The organism is Pseudomonas sp. TE3552 (assembly GCF_056278945.1).
On record NZ_JBWBQJ010000001.1, the window covers coordinates 1,020,812 to 1,046,144 of the forward strand.

The window sequence follows — 25,333 nt, forward strand, 5'->3', positions numbered from 1 at the left end:
GGCTGCTAAACCCGATCGCTGATTCGTCAGCGACCCGGAAACGATAGAGCCCGGCCCCAAGGCGCACAAGCCGGCGGATTCTGGCGTAGTCGTAGGCAGCGGCGCAAGAATGTGTAGCCTGAGTGAGTGTCTGGAAGTGTCGTTTAAACAGTGTTTGTTTAACGGTCTGACACCGAGCCTTGTGGTGGCTGTACCGGCCTCATCGCGAGCAGGATCCCACAGTTGATCTGCGGGGTTCCCAAAAAATGAGACTCAGGGTAAAACCACCGGATAAACGAATGCATCCGCTTTCTTGTTAAAACCCGGTAAGTGCCTGATTAAGTCTTCTTTCAAAGCTCGAATAGCACTGTAGGTAGACCAGGCTCCTGCCTGAGTAGAGGCCACGTTGTCGTCCATCCCTTGGATTTCAAGCGCTCTTGGTACATCGCTTTTTTTTCTTCAGTAAATCTCCATGTGGGCCTGATGATCAGGTTAAAAAGATCATCCAGTCCCAACGGGGCAGATACCTCACAGGTGTTTCCTTCGCGCAATCTGACGGCTATTGCCGTTGCTGTTTCTGGCCAGTAACGCATTGCATCAGTAGTGGAGATGTAAGGTTTATCGCCGTTCTGAACATGCATTCTCGCCTGATTTTTTACTGACCAGAGGACTGTCGGGTCCAAATCTCGCAGAGCTGCTTCTAAAGCTCTGTCATCTGAGGGAGTGCAGTGACATGGATCAAACCAGATTACGTCGACGTCGCTCGAGATAGGGGATGGGAAGCGCCCGTGCAAGTAATCCCAGACCGCGTTCCGGACAAAGCCTGCACCGACCCAACAATCTGGCAACCCCAGGGAATGAACAAGCTGGAGTAGGCGCCATCGAGCGGGGTCTTCTGAAATGATTGTCTGGACTCTTGAAGCGTTGTTCATTGACACCTCCAAGTCATCGTTGGGTAGAAAGATTCCCTCAATGCATCCTATAGGGTATGCGGGGGAGTCGATATCGGTCTCACTTCGGGTTTTGTGCTGGATGGGCCGGCCTCTTCGCGAGCAAGCTCCCATAGGGGATCTTCGGTGAACACATTATCTGTGTACGCCTGAGATCAAATGTGGGAGCGAGCTTGCTCGCGAAAAGGCCCGCTGGAACACCGTCGAACTTTCAGTTAAACCACCGTCCTTTTCTCACAAAAAAACGCCCCGCAATTGCGGGGCGTTTTCATTGAGGCTGCAATCAGAAGTCAGCCTTGACCGACATCACGAAGTTGCGCGGTTCACCGTAGAAGTTACCGAAACCTTCGGTACCGACCGTGGCGTAGTAGCGTTTGTCGGACAGGTTGTTGCCGTTCAGCGCCACGGACCAGGTGTCATCGATGCGGTAGCCGATGCGACCGTTCCAGACCGCATAGCCGGCCTGGGTGACGTTGTTGTTGCTGGTAGGCGAAACGCGGTAGTTGCCGCTCTGGGCATTGACGCCGGCACCGACGGTGACGCGATCCAGCGGACCGCTCAAGGCGTAATCGCCCCATACTCGCAGCAGGTGGCGCGGCACATAGGTGTTGTACGACACGCCATCCTGACTGACGTCGGCGTCTTCCAGCACCTTGGTCTGGGTGTAGGTGTAGCCGGCCAGCAATTGCAGACGGTCGATGACTTCACCGCTGACTTCGGCTTCGAAGCCCTGGGCGCGGACCTTGCCGGAGTTTTGCGAGCAGCTGCTGTCCGGGCAGGCCGGGTCGTCCTGGGCCGCGTCTTTCTGGATGGTGCGGAACAGGTTGAAGGCGCTGTTCAGGCGACCATCGAACCATTCGCCCTTGATCCCCAGTTCATAGCTCTGACCGATCAATGGCTTGAGGGTCGCACCGGTGATGGTCTTGTAACCGCCCTGTGGAGTGAAGATATCGGTGTAGCTGGTGTAGACGGTCAGGTTGTCGTTGATGTCGAACAGCAAGGCGGCAAACGGAGTGACTTGCCCGGTTTCCTTGGACTCGGAACTGATCGGCGTGCCTTCGCCGCGGAAGAACGAGACGGAGTCGGTTTCGGATTTGTACCAGCTGACGCGGCTGCCCAGGACGAAGGTCAGCGGATCGGCCAGTTTCAGGCGTGCGGTGGAGTAGGCGCCGTATTGCTTGATCCGCATGTCCACCGGCCCCCCTCGGGTGGCGTTGGCCAGGTAGAAACTTTCATCCGGCTGGGGCAGGTGGTGGTTGGGGTTCAGCACATTCTGACGCTCAGGCAGGAGGGCCACGGCGTAGAAGTCATCCTTGTGGGAGCGGCTGGCGTTGGCACCGACGATCAGCTCATGCTCTTGGCCGAATGCGTCGAACTTGCCGTCCACATAAGCGTCGAGGCCGTAGTCGACCTGATCGTAGTCATAGATGCTGCCGATCATCAGGGTACTGGAGCTGGTGGCGCCTACCGGTACCGAACCGCTCGGGAAGGCGTATTCCATGTCTTGGGTATTCTTTGAGTAAACCCCCGCAACCTTCAGCGCCCAGTTGTCGTTGAACTCGTGTTTCAGGTCGCCAAAGTAAGTGGCCCGTTTGCTGCGCTGGTTGTTCCAGGCAGTGTTCAGGCAGGTGGAGCGTGAGAGTTTCAGGTCGCTGCCGTCGGCGTAGCGCGGCAGGCCGCCCCAGCACGGGGTGGCATCGACGTCTTCGTAGGCCATGCCCAGGCCCAGGGTGGTGTCGGGGCTCAGGTCGAAGTCCAGGGCACCGTAGTAGATCTGGTCCTTGCGCGCGCCCACGTCGTAGAAATACTGACGGGTCTGCTGGGTGACCACGGCCCGGCCACGAATGGTGCCGGCGTCGTTCAACGGGCCGCCGGTATCGACCTGGCCACGGTAGTTGTCCCAGGTGCCGGCGGACAGCGACAGTTGAGTGTGCGGGGTGTCCTGGCCGCGTTTGCGCACGAAGTTCACACCACCGGCGGTGCCCCCGGCACCTTTCATCATCCCGGCCGCGCCGCGCAACACTTCGACCCGATCATAAATCGCCATGTCGCTGTTGAAGCTGTCGGCCTGTACGTAGCTGCTGCCGATGTCCAGCGGCACGCCGTCGTACTGGTATTGGCCGGTCATGCGAAAGCCCCGGGAATAGAAATACTTGCCGCCCATTGGCGAATCGTAAACGGTGATCCCCGGGGTCTTTTCCATGACCTGTTCGATGGTGTTCAGGTTCTGGTCATCGAGCATTTTGCGCGTGATGACGGTGATCGACTGCGGGGTTTCCTTGAGCGAATGCTCGCCTTTGCCAATGGTCACCGCCCCAGTGGTGTAGGAGTTGCTGCCTTCGGTGGTCGCGCCCAACTGCTGACCGTTGATGCTGGTCGGTGCCAGTTCCATCGCGCCGCCGGTGGCCGGTTCCAGCAGCGTGACCGTGTTGCCGTCGCGCTGGTGGCGAATCCCGGTGCCCTTGAGCATCGCGCTGAGCGAATCATCGTCCTGATAGCGGCCGTTGAGGGCACTGGAGCGCAGGTTCTGGATGCTCTCGGGGCTGTAGATGATTTGCAGGTTGGTCTGTTGACCGAGCGTCTGCAGCGCCTGAGCCAGTGGCTGGGCCGGGATGTTGAGGGTCCATTCCTGGGCCTGGACATAAGGCGTCATGGCCAGGGTCAGCGCCAGGCCCAGGCCGGTGGAAGTGATACGGGAGCGGGTCGTGCTGCTCATTAACAGGGCGCGGGTCAGAGGTCGAAGCATGAAACGGGATGCGGACATGAGGTTAAGACCTTGGCAGGTATAGTTGGTAATGGTTCTTATTCATCTCATTAAGACGAGGAGGCCGCGGCAAACCGGAAAATTATTTTTCCGGTTCAGGGGCAATGCCGGTCAGTTAAGTGGAGGCCAACACCCTGTGGCGAGGGGGCTCGCCCCCGTTGGAGTGCGAAGCAGTCCTGAACCTGCAACCTCGTTCTGCCTGGCACACCGCATGCAACGCAATTGCGACTGCTTCGCAGCCGAACGGGGGCGAGCCCCCTCGCCACAGGGGGGGGCTTGGCGCGCCCCCTGGCCTTTGTCGGTCAGGCGGGTTGCAGTTCGCTTTTGACCTTGCCGGCCTCCATGCGCACCAGTTGATCGGCAACGTCGAAGTAGCGGTCATCGTGGGAGATCACGATGATGGTTTTGCCCAGGCGCTTCAGGTCGGGCAGCAGTTCGGTGTAGAAAATGCGGCGGAAGGTCGGGTCCTGATCGGCCGCCCATTCGTCGAACACCAGCACCGGCCGTTCTTCGAGCCAGGCATTGACCAGCGCCAGGCGTTTGCGCTGGCCGGTGGAAAGGTCGGTGGTGCTGAATGCGCCGTCGCGCACGCTGACCTTGTGCGCGATCTCCAGGCGTTCGAGGTAGCGCGTGGCATCCTGCGGCACTTGCCGGTCGCCCTGAATCAGGTCATCGAACAGGTAATAGTCGGCAAATATCGTGGTGAAGTTCTGCCGGTAGTCATCGCGATTGAGGGCGGTGATCGGCTGGTCGTTCACGCGGATTTCGCCTTCGGTGGGCGCATAGAGGCCCAGCAGCAACTTGATCAGCGTGGTTTTGCCGCAGCCGTTCTCACCGACGATGAAGACAATGTCGCCTTGCTCGATGCGCAGGTTGACCGGGCCGAGGCGGAAGGGCTCGCTGCCTTCCACCGGCGGGAAGGCGTAACGCACGTTGCTCAGTTCCAGGCTGTGGACCGGGCCGGGTTTGTGCCCCTGATCCTCCAGCAGCAGGTGCGGTTCCGGGGAGGAAAATTGTTCGCTGAGCTCGGCGATCCGGCGAAACGCGATCTGCGCACGACTGATGATCGGCAGGGTGCTGACCAAATGTTCCAGCGGGCCTTTCATGTACAGCAGCACCAACACAAAACCGCTCATCACGGCCTTGTCGGCACTGGGCCAGAACGATTGCAGGGCCAGCGCCAGGCCGATGACCACGAAGAACAGCATCGAGCCGAACGACTTGGCAATGACGAAGGTATTGATCGAGCGGATCTGCGTGTCACAGATTTTCTCGGCGGTTTTCTGGATGCCGGACACGAACATGCGCTGACGCCGCGGGCGGTGGATGCGCAGTTCCTTGGCGCCTTCGGCGATGGCGTTGTAGTGCTTTTGCAACTCGTCTTCGGAGTCGCGCGCCGCGTAGAAACCGCGCATGCCCTTGGCCCGGGCGATGGCCTGGATGGTGGTGCCGATGGCGATGGCCACCAGCATCATCAGAAACATCGGCCACGACAGCATGGCCAGGTAGCCGAGGCAACCGAGGGTCACGGTCAGGGAAATCGCCAACGGCGCGAAGGCGAAGGCGAAATCGCTGATGGTGTCCACGTCATGGGTCAGCACCGGGATCAACCGGTGGCTGCGGTAACGCTCGATCTGGTCGATCGGCGCCGACAGCACTTTCTCCCCCAGCTCTTTGCGCAGCCTGGCGATGATGTGCTGGCCGACGTAGTTGGTGCCGATGTCGGAAAGAATCGAGGTCAGCAGCGCCAGCACACACAGCCCGGCGAAAATCATCACCACGGTGCGGGTCAGGCCGTCAGCGGAGTGCAGGGCATTGTTGATGGTCGCCAGCAACACGGTGACGCTCAGGCCACCGATCATGCCGAGCACGATGGACACAGAGACAATCAGGCGGAAGGGCTTGAGCAGGGCGAACAATTCGTTGATCGCCCCACGCGTTGGCTTGGTCATGGAGGATTCCTTTCGACACGTAGGGAGTGCCGGTACTTAAGGAAAACGAATGGTCGCGGACTTTATTTAAACGGTCGCGGACGGTAATGCCGGCGTGCGTCGGCCTGAAAGAGTCAGAACTCGCGCACTACACGAAACCCCAGCCAGTCGCCGCTGCTGGTGGGCAGGCTGCTGTTGCGATTGCCGGAGCGGGAAAACACCGGTGCCTCGCCCCAGTCGTTGCCGCGCATGACCTGGCGTTTGCAGTTCTGTTCCACCCACGGGCTGCCGTCGCTGGGCACGCCGACATAGTCTTCGCGGTAGCAGTCGGCGACCCACTCGTAAACGTTGCCGTGCATGTCGAACACGCCAAAGGCGTTGGCCGGGAAGGTGCCGGCCGGGGAGGTGAAGTTGTAGCCGTCGGCGGCGCCGTAGGTGTTGGCGTTTTTGGAGATCTGGTAATCGGCGCCTTCATCGAACGCAAACGGGAAAGACCCGGTACTGCCGGCACGGGCGGCGTACTCGCGGATCGACTCGCTGGGCATGCGATAGGCATGACCGGTTTTCTTCGACAACCAGGCGATGTAACCCTGGGCTTCGGCTGCGTTCATGCACACGGCCGGGTGGCGCGCCGTCTGTTTGAAGCTCGGTTTGCCGGCCGTGCAGCGACGACCCGGGCGATCATCGAAGTCGGCGGGGGTGTTGCCGGTGGCGCGCACGTACGCGTCCCATTCGCCGGCCAGAACCTGGAAGCGACTGATGGCGAAAGGGCGGGTGAAGGTCACTTGATGCAGTGGACCTTCATCGGGCTGGCGGCCGACTTCATCCTCTGGTGTGCCCATGGTGTAACTGCCGGCGGGCAGCACGACCATTTCCGGACAGTCTTTGCAGTCTTTGAACACCTTGCCGGGGGCTGGCGGGTTCGCGGCCTGGGCGGTGCCGGGCAGCAGGCCGGCGAGCGGTGCGGCGAGCAGTGCGGTCAGCGCCAGGGCCGACAGGGTTCTCGGAGCGGAAGGTGGGTGGGGCGTTTTCATAGGTTGCCTCGGTTAAAGGAAAACTGTGCTTCGCAGCTCACTCATCCAGTCATGCCGACCATTGTGGCGAGCGAGCTTTTGTGGCGAGCGAGCTTGCTCGCGCTTGAGTGCGTAGCGCTCACAAAAATCGGCAATGACTGGCAGATTTTTGGGGCCGCTGCGCAGCCCAGCGCGAGCAAGCTCGCTCGCCACAGGTCTCTGACTCAAGACTTTCTAAGTGAACTGCATTGGCCTGGGAGCGAGAGTTCACGCGGAGCGCTTTTTGCCCAACACGTCGATGAAGCGGTCCACCTCGGCTTCGGTATTGAGCAGGCCGGGTGCTGTGCGGATCACCGGGCCGACGTCGCGGCTGACTGCATCGCTGACAATGCGGTTTTGCACCAGGTGGGCAGCCACGGCATCGCAGTCCTGACCCTTTACCCGGAAGAAGCTGAACCCCGCCGAAAACCCCGGATCGACCGGAGTGACCAGCTCGACACCCGGTTGCTCCAGCAAGCGCTGTTTCAGGTAACTGTTGAGCTGATGGATGCGCGCCTGGACGTCGGCCTTGCCCAGTTCCAGGTGCAATTTGAACGCTTCATCCACGGCCCAGCGATGTTCGAAGGCGTGATAGCCGCCCGGGGACATGGTGGTGGAAAAGGTCGTGGCTTCGGAGAAGGTCGGCACGCTCGGGCTGACGTATTTGAGTTCTTCGCTGCGGCTGCAAACGATGCCGGTACCGCGAGGGCCGAACATCCATTTGTGGGTGCCGGCAATGAAAAAGTCGCAGTTCATCGCCGGGAAACTCAGGTCTTCGACGCCGAAACCGTGCACACCATCGACCACGTAAACGATCCGGTCCTTGTCGTCGCGCTGGCGATTGTGTTCATCGACCAGGCAGGCGATGTCGCTGATCGGCAGCTTCACGCCACTGCCCGAGTGCACCCAGGTCATGCCCAGCACGCGGGTCTCGGGGCGGATGTTGCGGTTGATGGCGGCCAGCACCTGGTCGGCCGAGATCGACTGTGGCTGCTCGAACAACTGAATCTTGCGCACTCGGGTGCCATCGCGCTGGTTGCGAAAATTCAGGATGTTGTTCGTGGAATAGTGCTCGTGAACCGTGGTGAGGATTTCCTGATCGGGGCGCACTTGCACGCCGCCATAAATCATCGCCAGGCCTTCGGTGGTGCTGCCGGTAAGGGCGATCTGCGTCGGCTTGGCCTGCAAATACCGGCCGGCCCAGAGCCGCACGTTTTCTTCGCGCTGGTGGGTCACGCCCAGGTCCCAGTCCATGGCCAGCCCGGGATTCAGGTCCAGTGCGGCACGGTGGCGGGCGATGGCCTCGCGCACCGGTTTTGGGTGGGACGTCACCAGAAAATTGGCGAAGTGAATGTAGTTCGGGTCCTGGTCGAACAACTGACGCAGTTGCGCCCACTTGTCCTGGGGCAGCACTTGCGTTTGCGCGGCGGCGGCCGGAGGGGCGAGGCTGGCAGCCAATGGCAGGCCGGCGGCGAGGATCCCGGCCTGTTTCAGAAAGGTCCGACGGTCATTCATGGCTTGACTGGTTCCTGGCGAGAAATCAGCGTGGGCTTCGCGGCTTTTTGCACCTGTTCCCAGACCCGCAGGAAGTTACCGCCCCAGAGCTTGGCGATATCGGCTTCGGAATAACCGCGCTGGATCAATTCGGCGGTGACGTTGCGGATTTCGCCGACATTTTCCCAGCCCTTGATGCCGCCGCCATCGTTGAAGTCCGAAGCGATACCGACGTGGTCGATGCCGACCTTGCGCACGGTGTAATCGATGGCGTCGCCGAGGTCCTTGAGCGTGGCCTTGGGTTCTTCCTCAAGAATGGCATACAGACCGCTGGCGTATTGACCGAGCTTCTGTTCGGACCAGGCGGTGATGATCGGATCGCCGGGCATCAGCGCCATCGCCAGGTTGGGCAATGGCGGCAGATCGAAACGCGCGCGCAGTGCGTTGAGTTTGTCTTGTGTGTTTTGGGTCAGCGGTTTGAGGTATTGCGAGAAACCGACCACCTGCACCACGCCGCCGCTGTTCTTGATCAGCTGCAGCTCCTTGTCGCTGAGGTTGCGCGGGATGTCCACCGCGGCCCGTGGCGCCGAGTGCGAGGCCACCATCGGCGTGCGGCTCAGTTGCGCCACTTGCTCCAGGCCCTTGGTCGACATCTGCGACACATCAATGATCACGCCCAGATCGTTGAGGCGCTGCACGGCCTGTTTGCCGATGTCCGACAGTCCATCAAGGGCATCGGGGGAGTCGTTGAAAAACGGCAGCGGTCGTGACGAATCGGCCCAGCTGTTGTTGCCGATGTAGCTGAAACCGAACATGCGCATGCCACGGGCAGCCCACAGGTCCAGTTTGCTCAGGTCGTTGCCCAGCGGATAGGCATTGAGCATGCTGATGAAAATCGCAAACTTGCCTTCGCCGTGCAGGCGCCGGAAGTCGTCGGGGGTGTAGGCGATGCCGACCTGATTGGGAAAGTCGCGAACCAGGCCGGAGATGATTTTGTAGCGCACTTCCTGCTGGTTGCGCGCTTCTTCGACGAAACCGTCGGTGGGCCTGTGCGGGGCGTTCGGGCCGTTCCACATTTCCGGCCAGCCGAAAACCGTCAGGGCCGCGCCGGACAATCGACCGCGGTTGGCCTTGATCAAGTCGAACTGGCCGGAACCGTCCTTGTCGGCCTCGTTGCCATGGGCGCCGAAGCTCAGGGGAACGGTGATGTGGCTGTCGAAGGAAAGAATCCGCTCCTGCAGTTCGGTGGCCTGTTTCATCACCTTGACCGGGTAGCCGGGGTTGTCCTTGAACCAATAATCCCAGGCCAGCCAGCCCGCGCCAGCACTGATGGCCAGGGTCAGTGGCAGGCCGAGGTACAGGGCCTTTTTCGAACGTGTTTTTGTCATCGCCATCTCAGTCAGGTTCGCCGCCCCGGTGCAGGCGCAGGGGCCTTTGCTATCTGAGAAGAACGAGTGAGCGGCAAAAAAAATTAGGGGGCTTGTGCGAGTTCCTGAGGCGAGGGGGGGCTTGCCTGTGGCGAGGGAGCTTGCTCCCGCTCGGCTGCGAAGCAGTCGTCAATCCAGCAGACGCGATCTGCCTGAGAAAAATCAGGACCGCTCCGCGCTCCAGCGGGAGCAAGCTCCCTCGCCACAGGAAAGCCCTCTCTCTACAGCAAGGGGCTGTCTGGTGCGCTTAAATTTCCCTGCGCAACAAACGTTCTAGCTTGGATAAAGCCTGCTTCAAGGCTGACACAGGTAGGGCAATGACGATTTCTCGACGCTGGTTCATGGCGGGCCTGGCGCTCACGAGCGCTGCGGTGCCTGCCGCTTTTTATGCACATCGTGAGTTGACCCGAGAGAAGGAGCCGATCACGCCGGGGGAGGCCACGGTCGACCTGGCCAGCACCGCCGGGCAGCAACTGGCGGACAGCTTGCGCGGGGTCTGGGACATTCGTTTCGTCGGCACCGATGCCGGGCTTGAGGGCTTGCCGCAGGATGGGCTGGAACTGTTTCTGGACATCGCTCACCGCGGGCGAGGCCTGCGCGGTTACCTGGACACCGGCACTCGCCTGCGTGGGGAAGGGGTGCCGCACTATCAGGTGATCGGCGATCTGGCGCCGGCCAATGGCGCCGAACTGTACTGGCGACTGATGCGCACTGACGCCCCGCTGGTGGCGCCAATGTATGAGTTCAAGGCCAAACTCGACGAAGTCTGGGCGGCGTTCGGCAACGCCGGCAGCGGCACGTTCAGCGGCCAGGTGCTGCGCCTGGATCGTCCGCTGGGGTTGCCCGAACTCGACAACCGTTTTATCGCCATCAAGCGCCGGTTTCCCGAAGCGCGGGAGCGGACCGCCCTCAACCCGACATTTCTGGCGTGGCTGGTGTCCCCCGAACATCGATTGTTTCATCAGCTCTGGCACGCCTCCCGGGACAAATGGCACAAGCTCTCGGAGAAAAAACGCGAGGCCTTGCGCGGTATCGGCTGGCAACCCGGCCCACGGGACAAGGAGCGTGACGCTCGCGGGCCGCGCAAGGACCGCAACGGTTCGGGCATCGATTTCTTCTTCATGCACCGGCACATGCTCGGCACCGCTCGGTCCATGCAGGATTTGCCGTCATGGCCGGCGTTCCCCCTGCCGCAACCGGAACTTGAGCGGGATCGCCAGGGCTTCGCGCGCTTTTTCGACAATCACGATGGCAATGCCTTGCCGCCGACCTGGTTGGCCGAAGGCGACGACGAGTACACCAAATGGGTCAGTGACATCAAAGCCGCAGAGACCTATCACAGCAACTTCCAGGTTTGGGAGTCGCAGTACCGGGATCCGCGTTATCTGTCGAAACTGACCCTCGGCCAGTTCGGCTCGGAGGTCGAATTGGGCCTGCACGATTGGCTGCACATGCGCTGGGCGTCGGTGGCCCGTGATCCGTCCAACGATATACCGGTGCCGATGGCCCGGGATCAGGCCGACTTCGCGGCGCGCTGGTATGCCGCGGAAAACGACTTTCTCGGCGATCCATTTTCGTCCCACGTCAATCCGGTGTTCTGGCGTTTCCACGGCTGGATCGACGATCGCATTGAAGACTGGTTCCGCGCCCATGAGCGTTTTCACCCAGGCGAGCTGAGCCGCCAGGAGGTCAACGGCGTGCCGTGGTTTGCGCCGGGGCGTTGGGTGGAAGTCGGCGATCCGTGGCTCGGGCCGGACACCCATGGTTGCAGCACGACCCCGGGCCTGCAGGTGGGGCGCTCGGTGGAGATGGACCCGGAAACCATGAAGCTGGCGTTGCGCATCACCTTCGGCGATGAAGACAACATGAGCGAGCTGTTGCGCAAAGTGCCCCGACGGCCGTGGTATGCGCGGCATCTGAAGGTCAAGGGATGGCCGGTTTGATCAGATAGACCGCGTTATCGTTCATCGCGAGCCTGCTCGCGATAGCGATCTCAACTCACTCTGAGCTAGAGCGCCTGCCATCCCCCACCCAACGCCTTGTACAACGCAACGCTGGCCTGTAACCGCGACAATCTCAGCTGCACATTCAGATCCTGGGCGGCATACAGCGTGCGTTGGGTTTGCAGCACTGTGAGCAGGTCTTCGGCGCCGGCCCGGTAGCGGCTCTGGGCGATGTCGAAAGCGCTCTGCGCCTGGCTCAGTTCCTCTCCCTGCCACTGGCGTTGCTCATCCAGTCCACGAATGCTGTTGAGGGCTTTTTCCACATCGGCAAAGCCATTGATGATTGCCCCGCGATAGGTTTCCAGCAGTTCCTGTTGGCGCGCCGTAGCCTTGTCGCGCTCGGCGCTGAGGCGGCCATTGTTGAAGATCGGTGCCACCAGCCCTGAGGACAGGTTGTAAAAAGTGGTGCGCAACAGATCCGAGGCCAGGTCGGCACCGGTGCCCAGGCTGGCGGTGAGCGTCAGCTTGGGCAGCAGCGCCGCGCGGGCGACGGTCACGTCGGCCTGGGCAGCGGCGAGTTTGGCTTCGGCGCTGGCGATGTCCGGGCGGCGACTCAACAACTCACTGGGTACGCCGCTGGCAATCTCTGGCCAATGCAATTGATCGAATGGCTGCTCCGTCAGTGTCAGCGCCTGCACCGGTTGGCCGAGCAGGGCGGCGAGGGTGATCCGCGCTTCCCGTGCCTGTTGTTGCACCAGCGGCAGTTTGCGTTGCTGTTCGGCCACCAGGCTTTTTTGCTGAGCCAGTTCCAGCACCGTAGCGCTTCCAGCGTCGTAGCGGGTCTGCACCAGGCGCAGCACGCTTTGGGCGTTGGCCAGGTTCAGCTCGGCGATCCGTTGCTGTTCACGCAGCGACAGGCCCTGGGTGTAGCTGTTGGCCACAGCGCTTTGCAAGGTCAGCTCCACGGTGGCCCGATCGAACTCGCTGGCCTGCAAGCCAAAAAGGGCGCTGTCCCGGGCCGCGCGTTTGCCGCCCCAGAAGTCGATTTCGTAACTGGCGCTCAGTTCTGCATCGTAATAATTCAGCGAGCGATTATCGGGGCTGACGTCCAGTTGGCTGTAGCCCTTGCCGTGCAGCAAGCGTTGGCGATTGGCGTTGAGGCCGGCCTTGAGTTCGGGCAGCAGTGGCGCGCCGGCAATGATGGCGCTGGCCTGGGCTTGCTGCACCCGGGCGACAGCGGCGGCCAGGTCATGGCTGCCCACGCTGGCCTGTTCGATCAGGCGATTGAGTTGCGGGCTGCCGAACTGTGTCCACCATTGCCGGTTGCTGTGTGCAGCGGCGGCGGTGTTCGGCGATTGCCAGGCGGCGGGTGGTTGCAGGCCGCTGTCGGGACGTGGCGCTGGGTTGCTGCAGGCGGCCAGTAACAGGCTGGTGGCCAGAAGGGTCAGGGGCACTTTCATAGGTCGATCATTCACTGGTAAGGGCCGTGACCGGATCGAGCCGGGCAGCCTTGCGGGCAGGCATGAAGCCGAAGATGACACCGGTGACCAGGGCGCAGCCGAAGGCGCCGAGTACGGCAATCAACTGGAACGCAACCGCGACATTGCCGAGCAGCAGCACGCCACCGACCAGCAGCGCCAAGCCAATCCCGGCGACACCGCCGACCACCGAGAGCATCACCGCCTCGGTGAGAAACTGGCGCAGGATGTCGCGCTGGCGGGCGCCGGTGGCCATGCGGATACCGATTTCCCGGGTGCGCTCACGCACGGTCATCAGCATGATGTTCATGACGCCGATGCCGCCCACCAGCAACGAAATCGCCGCAATCGAACCGAGCATCAAGGACAGCGTGCCCTGGGTGCGGGCCTCGGCCTGGATCATGGCGGCGTTGTTGGTCAGTTCGAAGTCGCGCTTGCCCTTGTGCTCGCGCAGCATCGTTTGTTCGATTGCCTGCTCGGCCTCCTTGACCTTGCGCGCATCCCGGGCGGCGATCACGACGTATTCAGGGTTGCGGCTGCCAAACAGACGCACACTGGCGGCCGAATAGGGCACGGCAATGCGGTTGTCGCTGTCCGAGTCGCCGGAACTGGAGCCTTTCTCGGCCAGCACCCCGAGCACCTGGAACGGTACGTTTTCGATCAGGATGTACTGGCCGATCGGGTCGCTCAGGTCTTTGAACAGCTTTTCCCTGATCTTGTGGCCGATCACCGCGACGGCGGCGGCACTGTCTTCATCGGCCTGGGTGAAATAGCTGCCCTGAACAACCGGCCAATTGAAAATGCTCGGGAAGTTGGTGTCGTTGCCGCCCACATAAGCGGTGTGATCGGCGTTACCGAAACGCACGCCCGCCGTCGAGCCGTTGACCGGCATGATCCGCTGTACCTGGGGCAGGTTGGCGAGCGCGGCGACGTCGTTGAGGGTAATGATCCCGGGCGGTGTCCGCGGATTGGGCGCGGCGCCGCTGAGGTAAATGATGTTGGAACCGAAGGCGCCCATCTGCGCCATTACCTGGCGTTTGCTGCCTTCGCCCACCGCCAGCATCACCACCACTGACGCAACGCCAATGACAATCCCCAGCAGCGTCAGGGCGGTGCGGAAGCGGTTGATCCACATCACGCGCCAGGCCGCCTGAACCGCGTCCAGCAGTTCGCCTTTCCAGGCGCCATTGGCTTCGCTGCCGGCGCTCAGGCGCTGGCGCAGGTCCACGGCTTGCAGCGCACCGGGGCGTGCCGTGCGCAGGGCGGCCGAGGGACTTGTGGCGGTGTCGCTGATGATCAGGCCGTCGCGGATTTCGATGACCCGGTTGGCACGCTTGGCCACTTCGCGGTCGTGGGTGATCAGGATCACCACATGCCCCTGACTGGCCAGTTCGTCGAGCAGGCTCATGACTTCCGCGCCGCTGTGGCTGTCGAGGGCGCCGGTGGGTTCGTCGGCGAGGATGATGTGGCCGCCGTTCATCAAGGCCCGGGCAATCGACACTCGTTGCTGCTGACCACCAGAGAGCTGATGCGGACGGTTGCCGGTGCGCGAGCCCAGGCCGAGGCGCTCGAGCAGAGCCGCCGCGCGGGCATGGCGTTCGTCCGCCGGGGTGCCGGCATAAATGGCCGGCATTTCGACGTTTTCCTGGGCCGATCCGGACGGGATCAGGTGGTAACCCTGAAACACGAAGCCGAAGGCCTCGCGCCGTAGCCAGGCCAGTTCGTCGCTGCCAAGGCCGGCGACGTTTTCCCCGGCGAACAGGTAGTCGCCACTGGTGGGGCGGTCGAGGCAGCCGAGGATGTTCATCAGGGTCGATTTGCCGGAACCGGAAGCGCCGACGATGGCGACAAATTCGCCAGCGTGGATCGACAGGTCGATGCCGCGCAGCACTTCCACCAAGGGACTGTCGCCACCGCCGTAGGCTTTGCGGATCTGTCGCAGGTCGATCAGGGGCGTTTGCATTCAGCCTCCGCTGCCGGTGAGCGGAGCGCTCAGCACGTGATCGCCTTCCGCCAGCCCGTCGAGAATCTGCGTGCGCAGCCGGTCGCTGATCCCGGTGCGGACCTCGCGGCGCTGCACCTCGCCATTGGCTGCCACCACTTGCGCCACCTGGCGATCCGCCGTGGTGCCGTTTTGCAGGGCCGCGGTGGGCACCGTCAGCACGTTCTGCGCTTGCTGGGCGACGAAAAATACCTGGGCGGTCATGTCGGTCATCAAGGCGTTGTCGGCGTTGTCGACATCCAGCAACACGGTGTAGAGCACCACCCGTTCACTGCCACTGCGACCACTGGTGGGGCTGCCTCCCTGGGCCTGTTCGAGCGGGCGCGGTGGCACCGGCAAAATCTGCCGTACGGTGCTGCTCCAGCGCCGGTCGCCACCGCTGAGGGTGGTGAACCAGGCGGTCATGCCGGGTTTGACCTGGCCGATATCAGCCTCGGAAACTTCGGCCCATACGGTCATCGGTGACAACCTTGCAATGCGCAGTATCAGCGGCGTCTGTTGTTGGGCGTTGAGCGTCTGGCCTTCCCGGGCACCGACGGCGACCACCGTGCCGGACAACGGCGCATAGATCCGCGTGTAACCGAGCTGCGCTTCGTCGCTGCGCAAACTGGCCTGGGCTTGACGAATCTGCGCCTGGAACATGTCGATGCGCGCTTGTGTCGTCCGCACTTCGGCGCGGGCCGTCTGCACATCTTCTTCACGGGTCGCGCCGCCAGCCGCGAGGCTCTGCTGGCGCTGGTATTTTTGTTGCGCCAGGTCGTGCTGGGCGCGCTGTTCTTGCAGCTGGGCCTTGAGGTTGTCGATGGAAAAGCGTCCGGCGTCGAGTTTGGCTTTCTGGGTCGAGGGATCGATCTCCACCAGCAATTGACCTTCCTTGACCTGATCGCCGGCCTCGACATGAATCTTCTGGATCTGGCCGGACGCCTGGGCGCCGACGTCGACGTAACGTCGCGGTTGCAGGGTGCCGAGGGCAGTCACGCTGTTTTCGATGTCGGCGCGGGTCACGGCGGCGGTGACAAGGTTCTCACGCCCAGGCGGGATCACTTGCCAGGCGGCCAGGGCTACGGCAGGGATCAGGCACAGAGCGATAAACAGGGCGCGTCGGGTAGGGCGGGGACGTTTCATGCGGGGTTCCAGCCGGTGAAAATCGGCCCGTCGCTCGGCGATCGCGCTGGTGATGCGCACCGCTGAACGTTGTCGGTGGACCGACAGACACGGGAAGCTGTCCTGTAAACGAGAACCCCGAACGGGAATTTAAGCGTTGATACATGGCGTTACAGGTCGACAAATGAGGTTATTTCTCAGGCAAATGGATCCAGTGCTTTAAATCTATATGAGAATTACTATAAATTACACTTCTTGCGCGCTGCCATTATCGTGCCGCCATCTCTTTGATGGCGCAGATCTGGCTCAAGGACTGGGAGTCATGTTGGAAAACTACTATCGCGAGCTGGTGTGTTTCCTTAACGCCAAGCTAGGCAACCGTCAGGTGGCCGAAGATGTGGTGCATGACGCTTATCTGCGGGTGTTGGAGCGTTCCAGCGATACGCCGATCGAGCAGCCCCGGGCGTTTCTTTATCGCACCGCGCTCAACCTGGTGATCGACGACCACCGACGCAATGCCTTGCGCCAGGTCGAATCCCTGGATGTGCTCGACAGCGAAGAGCGCTACTTCACGCCATCCCCTCACAACAGCCTCGATCACGGTCAGCGCCTGGACATGCTCCAGCGTGCGCTGGCGGAATTGCCACGGCTGTGTCGCGAGAGTTTCCTGTTGCGCAAGATCGAAGGCTTGTCGCACCCGCAAATCGCCGAGCACCTGGGTATTTCCCGGGCGTTGGTGGAAAAACACATCGTCAATGCCATGAAGCATTGCCGGGTGCGCATGCGCCAGTGGGACGCCCCTTAATCAAGCCTCGTTAAATTTTTTTTCATTGTCCTCGTTCCTATTCAACAGACGATCTGCTGCCGCCAAAGGCCGGTCAGGTCACCCAGGCTTTATCCCCGCTGCTCAGGGGTTCATCCAGAGGACACTGGAAATGACACAGGCAATTGCATCGCCCATCGTTCACGACCTGATCGGCGTCGGTTTCGGCCCTTCGAACCTGGCCCTGGCCATTGCCCTGCAGGAGCGCGGGCCGAGCCAGGGCGAACTGGATGTGCTGTTTCTCGACAAACAGGCGGACTACCGCTGGCACGGCAACACGCTGGTGACCCAGAGCGAACTGCAGATTTCCTTCCTTAAGGATCTGGTGACGCTACGCAATCCGACCAGCCCGTATTCCTTCGTCAATTACCTCAAGCACCATGGTCGTCTGGTGGACTTCATCAACCTCGGCACCTTTTATCCGTGCCGCATGGAGTACAACGACTACCTGCGCTGGGTCGCCGGGCAATTCACCGAGCAGAGCCGCTACGGCGAAGAAGTGCTGGCCATCGAGCCGGTGCTGCATCACCAGCAGGTCGAGGCACTGCGGGTAATTTCGCGTGATACTCAGGGGCTGCAGCATGTGCGCACCACTCGTTCGGTGGTGGTCAGCGCCGGCGGTACGCCGCGCATTCCCGAAGCGTTCAAGGCACTCAAGGATGACGGCCGGGTGTTCCACCACTCCCAGTACCTGGAGCGCATGGCCAAGCAGCCATGCGTGAATAACCAACCGATGAGCATCGCGATCATCGGCGGCGGGCAGAGTGCGGCGGAAGCTTTTATCGACCTGAACGACAGCTTCCCCTCGGTGCAGGTGGACATGATCCTGCGCGGCTCGGCGCTGAAACCGGCCGATGACAGCCCCTTCGTCAACGAAGTGTTTTCGCCGGAATTCACCGACCTGGTGTTCCAGCAGGCCAGCAGCGAACGCGAGCGTCTGGTCAACGAGTACCACAACACCAACTATTCGGTGGTGGACATCGACCTGATCGAACGCATCTACGGGATCTTCTACCGGCAGAAAGTCTCGGGCATCGCGCGCCATGCGTTCCGTACCCTGACCACCGTCGAAAAAGCCACCGCCACCGAGCGCGGTATCGAGCTGGCGGTGCGCAACAATGCCACCGGCGAAGTCACGGTTCGCCATTATGACGCCGTGGTGCTGGCCACCGGTTACGAGCGTCAGATGCACCGCAAATTGCTGGCGCCGCTGGAACAGTACCTGGGTGATTTCGAAGTCGACCGCAACTACAAACTGATCACTGACGAGCGTTGCAAGGCCGGCATCTACATGCAGGGCTTCTGCCAGGCCAGCCACGGCTTGAGCGACACCTTGCTGTCGATCCTGCCGATCCGCGCCGATGAAATTGCCGGTTCGTTGTATGAGCATGGCAAGTCGCGTGGGCAAGGCCGGTCGGTGATGGATTTGTTGTTGGCGACTGCCAGTTGATAAGCGTGTAATTCTCCAAGCGTTTACATAAAACCAACCTGCCATTACTTGCGAAAGATGGCGGGTTTTTATTTTTCAGGGAGCGAGTCAGTCGACCGTTTGTCGGAGAAGCATTATTACCTATCAGATCTGACAGTAGACGAGACTCTTCCACCGGTTCTCTAATTACCCAAGTGCCAAATTGGCCCAAAGAGAACTTGTTATGAGCGCCAACCCCCCAGGCAAGCCAAAAAGCAGCGTAATGGCTTTGGACTGGCCTAGTCTTCCCGGTTCCAATACACCTGTCTATGCACCGGACGCGGATATTTGTCTGTCTATTGATCAATATGAGTCCGATGTTCGGGGGCAGCGGGTTATCATAGATCCATGGCTTCACATGAGTGAACATGACACTTGTAGGCTCACACTTAACGGAGTTTTAGTCGGCACTAAAACAATTGAAGCGAGTGATAAACACAAGCAGGTCGAGATGTGGATCCCACCACTGCGCTTGCAAGGTAACCGCATTAACCAGATTTTCTACAGCGTAACTCGGATAAGCCAAAATGTCGGAATTTCAACTCCGATTTTACGGGTGATGTACAACAATATTCGCCCTGGTGACAAGGCTGACGAGCCTGTGGAAGAGGGGCATTCAAAACTTCTACTGAAGTTGCCACAGGATGTACTTGAATACGGTATTGATATGGAACGGGCCGAGCAAGGGGTATTGGTCTGCGTTCCTTATCCCTACTGCAGAACTTCTGACATGATCTGGCTTGATTGTAATGGTAAGGATTATACGCATCAGGTCAGCGAGGCCGAGGCGGAACTTGGGCAAGTGTGCTTCGACCTCTTCAACGACATTTTTGAGCTGGCTGGAGACAACGCAAACTTCATCTTTAAGTACACCGTAGTGGATCAATGTCAAAACAGTCCGGACCCACGTGCACCTTATTCTGTGCCCGTTTCTGTGGTCGTTGATCTCAAAGGCAATCGGCTTGATGCACCAACCGTGATGGACGCTGACCCGGTCACCAAGATGATTGATCTCAGCGTTCTGGGAGGGAGGGACGTGACGGTGGAGGTCGAAACTCCGGGGCCTGGCTTTGAAGTGAATGACAGGGTTTTTCTGACCTGGCACGGCTTGTCTGAAGAGGGTACGTCGGTGATTGAGGGGCCCATCGAGCTACCGGTTACTCAGGTTGGAGTCGCTCTGAAGTTTTTCATTCCAAATGCCAAGGTCAAGGCAATCGTCAATGGCCGTGCAAGTGTCGCTTATCTGCGTAAGCGGAGCGGGGTAGTAGACCGCCCTTCGAAAGTGTCCTGGGTAGACATCGAAGATAAGGCCAGTCGTTTACTTCAGGTTGTCGGTAGTCGCTCGCAGACGGGGCCTCACTATCATGCAAACCTGAGTGTGTTGAGTGCGGCGCTCAGTGCAAACGGTACTGTTTTGTGGACCTATGCAGGTGAGTCCAGCGGTCAGTCCGGGAGCTTTTTTCTGGATACAGAACCTGAACGGGCATTGATTGTGGTCTTGCAGAACCAGGGTACCGAACTCGACCGAATGGTGCTGCGACCCTCCAATATTACGGGTGTATTCAGTCAGGACAGCCGCAGAAGTGGTTGCATAACAAAGGACGATGGAAGTCTGTTTGGCTGGAGTGATCAATCTCAGATGTTGCCACCGGCGGGCCTCTCCGGAGTCAGTTACACCGCCGCCGGTGGGCTCGCTTATGCGGTGATAAAAAACGACGCGACTGTCCAGGCGTGGGGATCCCCCGAGTATGGCGGAGTGATTCCCGCGGATATCCAGACACAACTTACGAATGTAAAAAAACTGTTTTCAAACGGGGGCGCATTCGTTGCATTGCGTTCTGACGGGAGTGTCGTAGCTTGGGGTAGTTCGGACTTTGGGGGGAGCATTCCTCCAGCCATAGCTCCGCTGCTGCATCAGGTGACTCAGGTTATCGGTGCTACAAACGACTTCAGTGCGTTATTGAATGACGGACGAGTGTTCAGTTGGGGAGAAACATGGCCGGATGGGTTGCAGGTCTCCGCAGCCCAAGGGGCTATGCGGCTTTGTGCGAGCAACCGCGCATTTGCTGCTCTCAAAGCAAACAGAACCGTCGTTGCATGGGGTTCTTCCGAGCATGGTGGAAGCATTCCTGATGAACTTTCAGGGCAGTTGGTCAATGTGACGTTGATTGTCTCCAGCAGCGCCGCTTTTGCGGTGTTAAGGGCGGATGGATCGGTGTTTGCCTGGGGCAACTCCAGGTTTGGCGGGAATGCCCCGGCATTCTTGCAGAATGTGCAGCATGTCGCAGGATCTACCACTGCGTTCTGCGCGTTGAAACATGATGGTTCTTTGACGGCCTGGGGAGAACCGGGCGAAGGCGGGACAGTTCCAGCAGGGCTCGATCATGTTGTGTCGCTGAGTGCGTCGTATGGTTCGTTCTGCGCTGTGACGGATAACCGCACCGCCACTTCCTGGGGAAGCAACGCCGGCACCTTCAGTCTTTCTCCGGCAGTCTGTGTCTATTCCGCCGGTCCTTACTGGGTACTTCTCTCTACACATCGCGGCCTGGAGGCCAAAGGGGCTGGAGCCCCGGATCTCGGTTTCTTGAACGGAGAGGTTTCTTACATCGAGTGAGTGACATGAACGTTGCTCAACGATTTGTTGCTGCATAAAGAGAACTTCATCAAAGGAGATTCGTGATGAGTAGTATTGAGCGTGCAATGCCCACGGTCACAAATGTCAAGATCATGGGAGAACCCGACGTTGATGGTACTGTCAGTGGTAGTTATCTCTATCAGAATGCAGAGGAGAACCCCGAAGGTCATTCAATTTTTTGCTGGTACAACACGACCGCGAATAATGAGATTGTCGCGGAAACTGTGGACCTGACGCTTCTGCCGGAACATGCAGGTATCGCGCTTAAATTCTCTGTGATCCCCGTGTCGTCAACCGGAGAAAGGGGTGTTGAAACCTTTTCCGACATCAAAACCGTTGGGTCTTGTGGTTACCAGAACATCACGACGGAGGAAAGTGAAAACAGCTTTCTCAAGCAACAGGGAAGGTATGCGTACTACGCCAACGGCGCCAGTGATCGGATGCTCACTGCCACCGCCGGTGCTTTTGCACTGAAAAACCGGGTGACTCAGAATGTCTCCGTTAGAGGGGCTACCAACTTTGGAGGTGTCGTACCTCCCGAACTGGCGGGCTACCTCAATAACAATCCGGCCATCACCATGTTTTCCACTCTGAACAGTTTTGCTGCAATGGTACCGGTGGGAGGTGGTAACCAATTACTGGTGTGGGGGCCTGGAATTCCTGCGGCTCTTCCCGATCTTCAAGATATCAAAGCGGTCTACTCCAACAGCTCTTCGCTGGCGTTTATCTATAGCAATCCCAAACCGGGCGCTAACACTATTGGCGCCGTCGGCACACAGGCAACGGGGGGCGTTGTGCCGATCGAGATTCAAAACAAATTGTTTTTTGATCAGCCCAAGGCCATTTACGCCACAACTGATGCATTTGCTGTCTTGACCCTCGGCGGGAAGGTATATACGTGGGGGAGTACGGTCAATGGCGGCGTTGTTCCTGCTGCAATCCTCCCTCAACTCAACGCGATGACAGTACAGCGCATCGTGGCTTCACGCACGGCCTTCTGTGCCATCGATGGCGACGGATATGTGATTGCCTGGGGCGCCAATGGAGTCATTCCGGCGGCAACACTGGAGAAAATTTACGATGACGGTGGTGCTCAAACCGTTGTTGCCAACGACAGTGCCTTTTGCGTCATCACACGAGGCCGCAGCAAAGCTGTAACCTGGGGCCTGGCGGCCCATGGCGGAGTGATGACGGAATCGGCCGCCAGCCTGGCGGCCAGAGGCAACATTGTTTTGTGTTCGGCGGCGGCGCAGGCCATGTGTTTTATCAATAAGGATGGACAGGCTGCGGCCTGGGGGGCTGCGGCCTATGGCGGAGGCGCCATGCCGGCGAGCAGTAGCCTTGCGGCGGAGGCCGAATCTTCCATGAGCGCGCAAGAATTGCTTGAGGAAGACACCAGAACGGAGATCGAAAAGCTTTTCCAATCTGCCCCTGTTGTTTCGCCTCGCAGCATGTCTGAGCGGGTTTCATCGCGCGTTAAAACGGATGATGGTGGGGAAGTCCAACTGGTACGTAATGACAGTAGTTTCGTGCTAGTCAGCAAACAGCCCGACGGGCGAACAAAGGCGGTGATCTCCTGGGGGTTGGCCGCTGCAGGTGGCGCCATTCCGGCGGCAGTCAAACAGACCCTCCTGGCCAGTAACATCCGCAAGATCTATTGCAGCAACGGTGCTTATGCGGCGCTTGTCGACCAAGGGTCGGTCACAGGTGCCGTCGTGACTTGGGGCAAGGGTACCTTCGATGGCGGAGTTGTTCCTGCGGCCCTGCAGAGTGCATTGACCAGAGGCGTGGTCGAAATTTATACGATCCAGGGACCGCCATCACCTGCCGGTAATGTCACTGCTGCCTTTGCCGCACGCAAAGAGAATAATAGTTTCGTTACTTGGGGGGGGCATATCAAGAATGAGGAGTTCACTCCAGACAAGAATATTGTCATGGGCGTGAATCAAAGAGCTATTCCCATAGTCAGTGGTGTCATCATTATTGGCGAGGCCCTCATTGGAAGTGTTGTTCGTGGAAGTTATAGATATGAAAACACAGATGAAAATCCGGAGGCGGCATCACGATATCAATGGTACTTGAATGATGCGCCGATTCCAGGACCGGAAGGTGTCGCCATTGATTTGAGGGTGAAGTTGGAATATACCGGTGAAAAGACTAAAGTTTTCAGTCATTCCTGTAGCAGCCAGCGGAGAAACAGGTGTAGAAACATTTTCATCCGAGAAGCTTGTCGAATCGGGGTTTCAGGGTATTTCTCTCGAGGAAAATGAAAACAGTTATCTGAAACAATATGGGAATTTTTCTTTTCATGTCCCCGAACCTACCGGGCGGATTTTCGTATCCACCGGTGGTGCTTTTGGCTTGATTGATCCCGAGACTCAAAGTCTCTATTTTCAAGGGCAGGCAGGGTGGGGGCTTCCAGTCCCTGCAAGTATCATCAATTTCTTGCAAAATAACCCGGCGGCAAAACTCTTTTCGACTGAAAAGGACTTTGCCGCATTGGTGAATGTTCAGGGTGGTAATCAACTGTTGGTATGGGGCGAGAATATCCCCGCGAATATTTCGGTGAAGCTGACAGATATCAAGTCGGTATATTCCAACAGAGAGTGTTTTGCTTTTATCTACAAAAATGTCACAGGGAACGCTGACAGGATCGGAGCGATAGGCAGGCAAGGTTCGGGTAACGTCATTGCGCCCGAGATTCAAAGCAAATTATGGTTCGACGAGCCAGTGGCGATTTACGCGACTCAAAACGCTTTCGCTGTGCGTACTACAGGCGGCAAGGTTTACGCTTGGGGCAATCAGGCCAATGGTGGCTTGATCAACCCTACTGTTCGAGCGTTGTTGGACGGTGTTTTTGTCGAGCGGATCATTGCGGCCGCTAACGCATTCTGTGCGATTGGTTCCCACGGAGAAATTGTCACCTGGGGGGTGGCTGACAGTGGAGGAGCGATCCCTTCAGCTCAGCTTGATTCAATTTTGAACGATGGTGGAGTCGCATCTGTCACCGCCTCGACGACGGCCTTTTGCGCGATCACTCGATCTCGTCGCAAAGCGGTAAGTTGGGGGCGTAGCGCAGAGGGTGGGCTGATGTCTGCATCGGCATCCCTGTTGGCCTTACAGGGCGATGTAATTGTATGCAAAGCAAATCGCTGGTCGTTTTGCATCATCAATAGCCGTGGGCAGGCTGAAGCATGGGGTGCCCCGCGCTACGGTGGCGCGTCACTGACGCAGACCGTTAAACGCAACATTAAGCGCGCCATAAAGCAAGCAGGGGCTTTGCATTACGTCTCCGATGCACGTCTAGGCTCAAGGATTATCACGGTCGATGGCATCCTCTCTCTCTATTCCAATGACGTCGCTTTTTTTCTACTCAGCCAGCATGAAAACGGGCGCACCAATGAGGTAGTTGTCTGGGGCATGAACACCCATGGAGGGGCAATGAGTTCCGCGACACGACAGGCATTGCTGGCCAGTCTGGTCACCGGGGTATACAGCACCAACGGTGCGTTTGGTGTTGTGGCAACGCAAGGCGGTGTCTACGGGGCCGTTATTGTTTGGGGAGCAACCCTGGCGATGGAAGATGCAGGGGAAATTCCACCGGTGCCGCCGGATTTGGCCGGTTACTTGAGTCGTGATGTGGTCGAGTTGTATTCCATCAAGCGATTCCCTTATGTCGAGTATCCACCTCCGCCACCACCGACACCTCCTCATACTGATCCTTCCTTTGCTGCAAGGCGCCGGGATGGCAGCTATGTATTGTGGGGCGGAAACGTCGTGAATCAGTATTACAAACCAGATCCTTTGCAGTTGTCGTCTTTGAAATTGAAACCTCGGCGACCGAAAGACCGGACGAGGAGCTGATTCAACAGGTTCGATGGCTTATTCAATCTATCGACAGTCAATCGATAACTATCGCTCCTCACGGAGCGATAGTTGAATACTTGAACGCTGCAGTCCTTTCTTGAGTTTCGTGTCTTGGACACGCCAATCCTGAACCCTTCCTGAAGAACCCCGCGATTCCCCCCATCACACCCCCTGGCGGCGTTTACTCTCCAGAAACCGCGGCGTAAGCTTCGCGCGTTTTCATCAATAGCGGAGACCCACAGTGGGTACTTGTTCGAGTGACAGTTGTCGGCCGGTCTCGGTAACCGGCATTTTCTCGGCAAGATAACGCGCAGCCTCTTGTGCCGTTGTCTCGCCGAAAAGCGAGCAGCGGCATCCCGATCGTGGCCAGTACGGCCCGATTCCCGACGTCCTCTCATCGACGCTCTACAGCGTGT

General features: G+C 59.2%; 14 protein-coding genes. 5 read left to right on the forward strand and 9 right to left on the reverse strand.

Annotated elements, in window-relative coordinates; translation table 11 throughout:
• Positions 1-329: 329 nt before the first annotated feature.
• The 6 genes from ACZ9BB_RS04390 to pvdM all read right to left on the reverse strand — a co-directional run bounded on the left by ACZ9BB_RS04390 (position 330) and on the right by pvdM (position 9,558).
• Positions 330-911 carry a nucleotidyltransferase family protein gene (locus ACZ9BB_RS04390; RefSeq protein ID WP_476212700.1) on the reverse strand — a complete coding sequence of 194 codons (582 nt, stop codon included), beginning with the start codon at positions 909-911 and terminating at the stop codon, positions 330-332.
• 301 nt (positions 912-1,212) lie between these two features.
• Positions 1,213-3,693, reverse strand: a complete 2,481-nt coding sequence (locus tag ACZ9BB_RS04395) for a TonB-dependent siderophore receptor (protein WP_476212701.1) — start codon at positions 3,691-3,693, stop codon at positions 1,213-1,215.
• A 302-nt stretch (positions 3,694-3,995) separates the two neighbouring features.
• Positions 3,996-5,645, reverse strand: coding sequence for a cyclic peptide export ABC transporter (locus ACZ9BB_RS04400; protein ID WP_427624388.1), 1,650 nt, complete (start codon positions 5,643-5,645; stop codon positions 3,996-3,998).
• Positions 5,646-5,758: 113 nt separating this feature from the next.
• Entirely contained in the window at positions 5,759-6,658 is a 900-nt protein-coding gene (pvdO, locus tag ACZ9BB_RS04405; protein ID WP_476212702.1) for a dihydropyoverdine dehydrogenase, read from the reverse strand.
• A 246-nt stretch (positions 6,659-6,904) separates the two neighbouring features.
• Positions 6,905-8,191 (reverse strand): pyoverdine-tailoring periplasmic protein PvdN, encoded by a 1,287-nt coding sequence (gene pvdN, locus ACZ9BB_RS04410; RefSeq protein WP_476212703.1) that lies wholly within the window; start codon positions 8,189-8,191, stop codon positions 6,905-6,907.
• Positions 8,188-9,558 carry a pyoverdine-tailoring dipeptidase-like protein PvdM gene (gene pvdM, locus ACZ9BB_RS04415; RefSeq protein WP_476212704.1) on the reverse strand — a complete coding sequence of 457 codons (1,371 nt, stop codon included), beginning with the start codon at positions 9,556-9,558 and terminating at the stop codon, positions 8,188-8,190. Before pvdM ends, pvdN begins: the two co-directional genes overlap by 4 nt.
• Positions 9,559-9,914: 356 nt before the next feature.
• On the opposite strand from pvdM, the gene pvdP reads away from it, so the two are divergent.
• Positions 9,915-11,540, forward strand: a complete 1,626-nt coding sequence (pvdP, locus tag ACZ9BB_RS04420) for a pyoverdine maturation tyrosinase PvdP (RefSeq protein ID WP_476212705.1) — start codon at positions 9,915-9,917, stop codon at positions 11,538-11,540.
• Between the two features lie 65 nt (positions 11,541-11,605).
• Here the strand turns inward: pvdP and ACZ9BB_RS04425 are convergent, their stop codons facing one another.
• Genes ACZ9BB_RS04425 through ACZ9BB_RS04435 form a run of 3 tightly spaced genes read right to left on the reverse strand, consistent with a single transcriptional unit; the run spans position 11,606 to position 16,145 of the window.
• The gene (locus ACZ9BB_RS04425; RefSeq protein WP_476212706.1) at positions 11,606-13,000 is read right to left on the reverse strand and encodes an efflux transporter outer membrane subunit; all 1,395 of its coding nucleotides are present in this window, start codon (positions 12,998-13,000) and stop codon (positions 11,606-11,608) included.
• Between the two features lie 7 nt (positions 13,001-13,007).
• Positions 13,008-14,981: a MacB family efflux pump subunit gene (locus ACZ9BB_RS04430; RefSeq protein WP_476212707.1), complete on the reverse strand. Its 1,974-nt coding sequence runs from the start codon at positions 14,979-14,981 to the stop codon at positions 13,008-13,010.
• On the reverse strand, positions 14,982-16,145 hold the full coding sequence (locus ACZ9BB_RS04435; protein WP_476212708.1) for an efflux RND transporter periplasmic adaptor subunit: 1,164 nt from the start codon (positions 16,143-16,145) through the stop codon (positions 14,982-14,984).
• A gap of 301 nt (positions 16,146-16,446) precedes the next feature.
• Between ACZ9BB_RS04435 and ACZ9BB_RS04440 the strand changes: the two genes are divergently transcribed.
• From ACZ9BB_RS04440 to ACZ9BB_RS04455, 4 genes are all read left to right on the forward strand, one after another.
• Complete coding sequence (locus tag ACZ9BB_RS04440; protein WP_317851030.1) at positions 16,447-16,929, forward strand: sigma-70 family RNA polymerase sigma factor; 483 nt, start codon at positions 16,447-16,449, stop codon at positions 16,927-16,929.
• A 130-nt stretch (positions 16,930-17,059) separates the two neighbouring features.
• Positions 17,060-18,397 (forward strand): lysine N(6)-hydroxylase/L-ornithine N(5)-oxygenase family protein, encoded by a 1,338-nt coding sequence (locus tag ACZ9BB_RS04445; protein ID WP_476212709.1) that lies wholly within the window; start codon positions 17,060-17,062, stop codon positions 18,395-18,397.
• 202 nt (positions 18,398-18,599) lie between these two features.
• Positions 18,600-21,029: an RCC1 domain-containing protein gene (locus tag ACZ9BB_RS04450; protein ID WP_476212710.1), complete on the forward strand. Its 2,430-nt coding sequence runs from the start codon at positions 18,600-18,602 to the stop codon at positions 21,027-21,029.
• Positions 21,030-21,094: 65 nt separating this feature from the next.
• Positions 21,095-23,320, forward strand: coding sequence for an RCC1 domain-containing protein (locus ACZ9BB_RS04455; RefSeq protein WP_476212711.1), 2,226 nt, complete (start codon positions 21,095-21,097; stop codon positions 23,318-23,320).
• The last annotated feature ends 2,013 nt before the right edge of the window (positions 23,321-25,333 follow it).

Coding starts and splice junctions, on each gene's coding strand:
- ACZ9BB_RS04390 (WP_476212700.1), bottom strand. CDS start 911: ATGAACAACGCTTCAAGAGTCCAGACAATCATTTCAGAAGACCCCGCT.
- ACZ9BB_RS04395 (WP_476212701.1), bottom strand. CDS start 3,693: ATGTCCGCATCCCGTTTCATGCTTCGACCTCTGACCCGCGCCCTGTTA.
- ACZ9BB_RS04400 (WP_427624388.1), bottom strand. CDS start 5,645: ATGACCAAGCCAACGCGTGGGGCGATCAACGAATTGTTCGCCCTGCTC.
- pvdO (WP_476212702.1), bottom strand. CDS start 6,658: ATGAAAACGCCCCACCCACCTTCCGCTCCGAGAACCCTGTCGGCCCTG.
- pvdN (WP_476212703.1), bottom strand. CDS start 8,191: ATGAATGACCGTCGGACCTTTCTGAAACAGGCCGGGATCCTCGCCGCC.
- pvdM (WP_476212704.1), bottom strand. CDS start 9,558: ATGACAAAAACACGTTCGAAAAAGGCCCTGTACCTCGGCCTGCCACTG.
- pvdP (WP_476212705.1), top strand. CDS start 9,915: ATGACGATTTCTCGACGCTGGTTCATGGCGGGCCTGGCGCTCACGAGC.
- ACZ9BB_RS04425 (WP_476212706.1), bottom strand. CDS start 13,000: ATGAAAGTGCCCCTGACCCTTCTGGCCACCAGCCTGTTACTGGCCGCC.
- ACZ9BB_RS04430 (WP_476212707.1), bottom strand. CDS start 14,981: ATGCAAACGCCCCTGATCGACCTGCGACAGATCCGCAAAGCCTACGGC.
- ACZ9BB_RS04435 (WP_476212708.1), bottom strand. CDS start 16,145: ATGAAACGTCCCCGCCCTACCCGACGCGCCCTGTTTATCGCTCTGTGC.
- ACZ9BB_RS04440 (WP_317851030.1), top strand. CDS start 16,447: ATGTTGGAAAACTACTATCGCGAGCTGGTGTGTTTCCTTAACGCCAAG.
- ACZ9BB_RS04445 (WP_476212709.1), top strand. CDS start 17,060: ATGACACAGGCAATTGCATCGCCCATCGTTCACGACCTGATCGGCGTC.
- ACZ9BB_RS04450 (WP_476212710.1), top strand. CDS start 18,600: ATGAGCGCCAACCCCCCAGGCAAGCCAAAAAGCAGCGTAATGGCTTTG.
- ACZ9BB_RS04455 (WP_476212711.1), top strand. CDS start 21,095: ATGAGTAGTATTGAGCGTGCAATGCCCACGGTCACAAATGTCAAGATC.